Annotated in this window: 7 protein-coding genes; 2 read left to right on the forward strand and 5 right to left on the reverse strand. The window is 74.1% G+C overall.

Annotated features, from left to right (window positions below; genetic code table 11):
- Positions 1 to 169 precede the first annotated feature (169 nt).
- Positions 170 to 1,252, reverse strand: a complete 1,083-nt coding sequence (locus ACR9ZG_RS17775; RefSeq protein WP_481286176.1) for an epoxide hydrolase family protein — start codon at positions 1,250 to 1,252, stop codon at positions 170 to 172.
- 142 nt (positions 1,253 to 1,394) lie between these two features.
- Here ACR9ZG_RS17775 and ACR9ZG_RS17780 point away from each other — a divergent pair, with 142 nt between their 5' ends.
- Complete coding sequence (locus tag ACR9ZG_RS17780) at positions 1,395 to 2,003, forward strand: DnaJ family domain-containing protein (RefSeq protein WP_481286177.1); 609 nt, start codon at positions 1,395 to 1,397, stop codon at positions 2,001 to 2,003.
- Between the two features lie 21 nt (positions 2,004 to 2,024).
- Here the strand turns inward: ACR9ZG_RS17780 and ACR9ZG_RS17785 are convergent, their stop codons facing one another.
- The 3 genes from ACR9ZG_RS17785 to ACR9ZG_RS17795 are packed head-to-tail and all read right to left on the reverse strand — an operon-like array spanning position 2,025 to position 3,852.
- The gene (locus ACR9ZG_RS17785; protein ID WP_481286178.1) at positions 2,025 to 2,795 is read right to left on the reverse strand and encodes a hypothetical protein; all 771 of its coding nucleotides are present in this window, start codon (positions 2,793 to 2,795) and stop codon (positions 2,025 to 2,027) included.
- Positions 2,792 to 3,265 carry a DUF6114 domain-containing protein gene (locus ACR9ZG_RS17790; protein ID WP_481286179.1) on the reverse strand — a complete coding sequence of 158 codons (474 nt, stop codon included), beginning with the start codon at positions 3,263 to 3,265 and terminating at the stop codon, positions 2,792 to 2,794. Before ACR9ZG_RS17790 ends, ACR9ZG_RS17785 begins: the two co-directional genes overlap by 4 nt.
- Positions 3,256 to 3,852, reverse strand: a complete 597-nt coding sequence (locus ACR9ZG_RS17795; protein WP_481286180.1) for a DUF6230 family protein — start codon at positions 3,850 to 3,852, stop codon at positions 3,256 to 3,258. The genes ACR9ZG_RS17790 and ACR9ZG_RS17795 overlap by 10 nt, the downstream gene beginning before the upstream one ends.
- 141 nt (positions 3,853 to 3,993) lie before the next feature.
- Between ACR9ZG_RS17795 and ACR9ZG_RS17800 the strand changes: the two genes are divergently transcribed.
- The gene (locus ACR9ZG_RS17800) at positions 3,994 to 4,590 is read left to right on the forward strand and encodes a TetR/AcrR family transcriptional regulator (protein ID WP_481286181.1); all 597 of its coding nucleotides are present in this window, start codon (positions 3,994 to 3,996) and stop codon (positions 4,588 to 4,590) included.
- Here the strand turns inward: ACR9ZG_RS17800 and ACR9ZG_RS17805 are convergent.
- Positions 4,587 to 4,916, reverse strand: a complete 330-nt coding sequence (locus tag ACR9ZG_RS17805) for a hypothetical protein (protein ID WP_481286182.1) — start codon at positions 4,914 to 4,916, stop codon at positions 4,587 to 4,589. The two genes, ACR9ZG_RS17800 and ACR9ZG_RS17805, sit on opposite strands and share 4 nt — an antisense overlap.
- Positions 4,917 to 5,073 lie beyond the last annotated feature (157 nt).

Genomic DNA, 5,073 nt, shown 5'->3' on the forward strand with positions numbered 1-5,073 from the left:
CCCGCGGGGGGGGGGGGGGCCCCCCCCAACCCCCCCCCCCCCCCCTACCGGGAACGCAGTACTGCCGTCCGCCCCCTGCGGTTCGGCCTGCCATCCGGTTGCTTAGTGCGCACAGTAAACGCCTTCCGCGAGCTGTCAACCCATCTCGCGCAATATTTTTGACAGACCCTCAGCGGACCTCCGCCTCCAGCGCGACGATCGCCGCCGCGACCCGCTCCGGCGCCTCCCAGGCGGTGAAGTGGCCGCCCGCCTCCAAGCGCTCGAAGGCGCGGATGTCCGTATAGCTCTTCTCGGCGAGGCTGCGCGGGTAGCCCGCCTCGTGCCGCTGGATCAGGATGGAGGCGGGCACCGTGATCAGCGGATGCGGCCCCTCGTCGGCACCGCCCTCGGCGTACGGGCGGAAGCTCGTGCCGATCGAGCGGGTGAACCAGTAGACCGCGACGTTCAGCAGGAGGTCGTCGGAATCGATCCGCTCGAGCCCTTCGCCGTCGCTCCACGCGGCCACCTTCTCGGCGATCCAGGCGAGAAGGCCGCTCGGCGAGTCGATGAGGGCCGCGGCGAGCGTGTCGGGGCGGGTCGCCTGCAGGTGCGCGTAACCCGACTCGGCGACGGGCGCCACGCTCTGCAGGAAGGCGCGCTCCTCGTCGGTGAGCTCGACGCCCGGCCGCTCGCGCGCCGAGAAGGACGCGTGGGACGCCACGATCCCGGCCACCGCCTCCGGCCGGGTCGCCGCGAGCCAGTCGCTCGCCTCGGCGCCGACGTCCTCGCCGTAGGTGAGGTAGCGGTCGTAGCCGAGCGCGACCATCAGCCCGTGCCAGCGCGCGGCCACGGCTGCGCCGGTGAACGGCTCGGGCAGCACCCCCGAGAACCCGTAACCGGGCAGCGAGGGGACCACCACGTCGACCTCGCCGCGCAGCGCCTCCGCGAGCGCGAGCATCGAGACGAACGAGTACGGCCAGCCGTGCGTCACGACGACCGGGAGGCTGCCGGGCCGCCCGCCGCGGATCACGAGCGCGTGGATCGCGCAGCCGTCGACCTCCACCAGCCGTTGCTCGTAGCCGTTGAGCCGGCGCTCGTGGGCCCGCCAGTCGAAGCGCTCCCGCCACTGCGCGACCAGGTCGGCGAGAACAGCGGGCGGGATGCCGCGCGACCAGTCGACGCCTGGGGTCGGCTCGGGCAGGATCGCAGCGGCCAGCCGCCGGTCGAGATCGGCGAGGTCGTCGTCGGGGACGGCGATACGGAAGTCCTGCATGGCCCGACGCTAGCGCGGGGCGCCGACACGGGGCACCCACACGGGGCACCCTCACGGGCACCGACACCGGGCAGCGCGCGGCCGCCGCGGCGCGTGATGCGGCGGCGCAGAACGGCCGTGATCGGCGGCGTACTGTGGAGGCATGGCCGACCGCACCAGGCGCGAGCCCGCGCGCGACAGCGATCCCCGGCTGGAGGCCGTCCGCTACCGGCTGCGCCGCGACGCGGAGGCGCGCGGCGAAGAGGTGGAGGAGTCGAACGCCGGCCAGCCGACCATGGACCAGCGGGCGCACATCATCGAGAACGCGATCCAGCAGGCGATCCGCCGCGGCGACTTCGACGACCTGCCCGGCGCCGGCAAACCGCTGCCTGGTCTCACCGGCACGCACGACCCGGACTGGTGGATCCGCCGCAAGATCGAGCGCGAGCAGCTGACCGGCCTCGGCCCGCCCGCCCTCACGCTGCGCACCGAGGACAAGGAGCTGCACGCGAAGCTCGACGCCCTGGGCTCCGAGCGGGCGGTGCGCGACCACCTCCACGACTTCAACCGACGCGTCGTGGAGGCCAGGCGCCAGCTGCAGGGCGGGCCGCCGGTCGTGACCTCCACGCGTGACGTCGAGGCCGAGGTGGCGGCGTGGCACGAGCGGAGGACCGAGCGGCTGCGGGAGGCCGAGGCGCGTCGGCGCGCGGAGCAGGAAGCGCTCGCCGCGATGAGCCGGCGGGAGCGGCGCCGGCTGCGGCGCGGCCGCTGAACGGCGGAGCGACCGCCCGCGCTACTCCGCCAGGTGCTGGTGCGGTTTCGTGAACGAAATGGAGTCCGCCGTCACGCCGACCAGGCCGAGCGTGACCTTCACCAGCTGGGGCGGGAGGCCGTCCGCCGGCGGGGGAGTGGCGGCGCCGATGGTGACCGAGCGTCCCTCCTCGTCGGTGGCGGTGAGGGAGTCGATGTAGACGTGCACGTGGCCGCGCAGCGCCATGCGGTCGGCGGTGGTCGCGAGCACCGGGCCGGTCTCTTTCCGCACGGTGAGGCTGAACCCGTCGACGGTGATGCTGTCGGCGCTCAGCTCGAGCACCGGGATGCGGCTGCCGTCCGCGAGCGGCACGGTGACGACGTCGACGAGCGGGAGGCCGGTGAACGACAGCGAACGGCTGCCGAGCTGCGCGGGCGGCTGGGCGAAGACAGGCGCTCCGGCGGCCGGGCCCGAGGGTGTCACGGTGGGTGTCGCGGTGGGTGCCGGGGTCGGCGCGGCGGTGGCGCCGGGCGTCGGGGTCGGGGATGCGGCGCCGCCTCCTGAGTCTCCGGAACCTCCTGGGCCGCCGGAGCCGGTGCCGGGCACGGGCGGAAGCGTCGGGAGCGTCGGATCGGCGCCGCCGCCTCCACTCGGACCGGGCGTCGGTGTCGGGGAGCTGCACGGGAGCAGGATCGGGATGCACAGCGCGGCGGGGGCGGCCGTCGGGACGCGCGCCGCGCCCAGACCGGCCACCGCGACCGCGGCGCAGGCGACGAGGGCGCCCAGCAGCCGGCCGGGACGAGACCGGGTCACGCCTCGGCGCTCCGCTGCTCGGCCTCCCCGGCTCGGGAGGCGGGGTCCGCAACGCCGGCGCCCGGCTCCTTCGGCATCCACGCGACCGTGAGGATCCCGCCGACCGTGCTCAGCAGCATCCCGATGAAGAAGCCGCCGAGGTTCACGCCGACGAGCGAGTACACCGCGACCGCGAGCGCGATCACGCCGTAGAAGATGCGGTGCGCCGGCATCGCGATCACGAGCACGCCCAGCACGACGAGCAGGATCGGGATGATCGTGGCCTGCAGCCCCTCGATGCCGAGCTGCACGTGGATGCGGCCGATGTCGAGCTGCCCGGAGAAGAACAGCTCCACCCCGCCCAGCGCCGTCAACAGGCCGCCGGTGAACGGCCGGCCCCGGCGCCAGTTGCGGAACCTCTCCCAGCGCCCGCCGCTGCGCCCCGCGTGCGAGGCCCGCGCGGTGCGCGATCCGCCACCGGTCAGAAGCACGTCTTCGTCCCGTCCGTCAGCTGCACGTGCATGCCGGTCAGCGTGAAGACCGACGCCTGCGTCGACCACGCGGTCTGCTTGAGGTCGGTGATGGAGACGGTGTCGGCGTCCTGCGCGAAGTCGCCCGCCGTGCCCTTCGCCGTGGTGTTGACCGTGGAGGCGTCGACGCCGATGCGGATGTTGGAGAACTCCGAGTCGCCCTGCAGGTCCGTCATCCCGATCTGCAGGTCGGAGGCCGAGGCGGGGCTTCCGCCGCCGCCCGCGGTGATCAGCATCCCGACCTTGCCGAGCGGCGTGTCGGTGACGACCGCCTGGCAGAGGTCGGACAGGGTCGCGGACTTGATGTTGGCGATCGCGACCTGGTGCTCGGTGCCCGCGGTGTCGGGGGCGACGCCGGCGTACTGCGAGAAGCCGCTGCCCTCCAGCTTCGACGCGCTGATCTGGAACTGGCTGCCCGAGACCGCGAACGAGACGGGGACGGCGCCCTGTGCGACGCCGGTCATGAGCAGCGTGGAGACCACGGCGACGGGAACGGCGGCCAGCACGATGCGGCCGCCGTGGCTGCGGGTCAGGGAGCGGAACTTCATCGATCCTCCTGTTCGGGGGACTTGACAGCACCGGCGCGGCCAGGTCCGTGTGCGAGCCTAGCCGTTATTGACGAGCTGTCAATAGCGTGGTCGCCCGATCCCGGCAGCAGGCGCAGCCCGGCCGGTCGATAGGCTCGGCGCATGGATGCGGATCGGCGCACGCGGCTCACGCCCGACGAGCGGCGGGCCCAGCTCGTCGCGCTCGGGGTCGCGTTCCTCGCCGACAGCCCGCTCGACGAGCTGACGATCGAGGAGCTCTCGGCGCGCGCGGGCGTCTCGCGCGGCCTCCTGTTCCACTACTTCGGCTCGAAGCAGGGGCTGCACAGGGAGGTCGTGCGCACGGCCCGCGACAGCATGCTGCACGCCACGGAGCCGGTGCCCGACCTGGCGCCGCTCGACCGCCTGCACGACACCCTGGCGCGGATCGTGGCGTTCGTGCGCGAGCACGGCGGCACCTTCTACTCGCTCGTGCGCGGTGTCGCCAGCGTCGACACCGAGGTGCGGGAGGTGGTGGAGGAGGCGCGCGCCGAGCAGGCGCAGCGCGTCATCACCGTGTTCCTGGAGTTGGGCGCGCCCGACACGCCCCTGCTGCGCATCGCGCTGCGCTCCTGGATCGCGTTCGCCGAGGAGGCCCTCGTCGAGACCGCGCTCGGCACCGACCTCCCGGCGGAGGAGATCGTCGGCTTCCTGGAGCGCAGCGCGCGCGGGGTGGTGGAGGCGGTGGAGGCGAAGCCCTAGATGCCCTCCTCCTCCACGTCGTCCTCGGTCAGCACGCCCTCGTCGAGGTCGTCCTGCGGGTCGTGCTCGTCGTAGACCGGCTCGGCCTCGCGGGGGGAGCCTCCGGTCGGGCCGTCGTTGCCGTCGCCGGCGCCGGACCAGACCGTCTCGCCGGCCACGGCGTCGTTCGTCACCAGGTCGTCGGCGAACTCCTTCTCGGCGATCGGGTCGTCGAGGGCGTAGTCGACGTCGCCGGAGTCGGTGTCGGCCCAGCCGGCCGTGTCACCGGCGTCGCTCTCGCCGATGCTCTCGTCCTCGACGCCCTCCTCGGGGATGCGGTCGTCCATCCGGTTCTCCTCTCGTGTCGGTCGCCACGGAGGGTACACCGCTCACGCAGAAGGGGGGGCCCGCGCCCCCGCCGCCGGGGGGGGGGGGGGGGGGGGGGGGGGCGCGGGGGCCCCCGGGCGGGGCGGGCGGGGGGGCGGGGGGGGGGGGGGGGGGGGG

The sequence above is a fragment of the Leifsonia sp. KNZ12-8B genome (assembly GCF_056755495.1).

Bases quoted from the DNA above. Each gene is read 5' to 3' on its own strand.
- ACR9ZG_RS17805 (WP_481286182.1), bottom strand. From the start codon at position 4,916: ATGGACGACCGCATCCCCGAGGAGGGCGTCGAGGACGAGAGCATCGGC.
- ACR9ZG_RS17800 (WP_481286181.1), top strand. From the start codon at position 3,994: ATGGATGCGGATCGGCGCACGCGGCTCACGCCCGACGAGCGGCGGGCC.
- ACR9ZG_RS17795 (WP_481286180.1), bottom strand. From the start codon at position 3,852: ATGAAGTTCCGCTCCCTGACCCGCAGCCACGGCGGCCGCATCGTGCTG.
- ACR9ZG_RS17780 (WP_481286177.1), top strand. From the start codon at position 1,395: ATGGCCGACCGCACCAGGCGCGAGCCCGCGCGCGACAGCGATCCCCGG.
- ACR9ZG_RS17775 (WP_481286176.1), bottom strand. From the start codon at position 1,252: ATGCAGGACTTCCGTATCGCCGTCCCCGACGACGACCTCGCCGATCTC.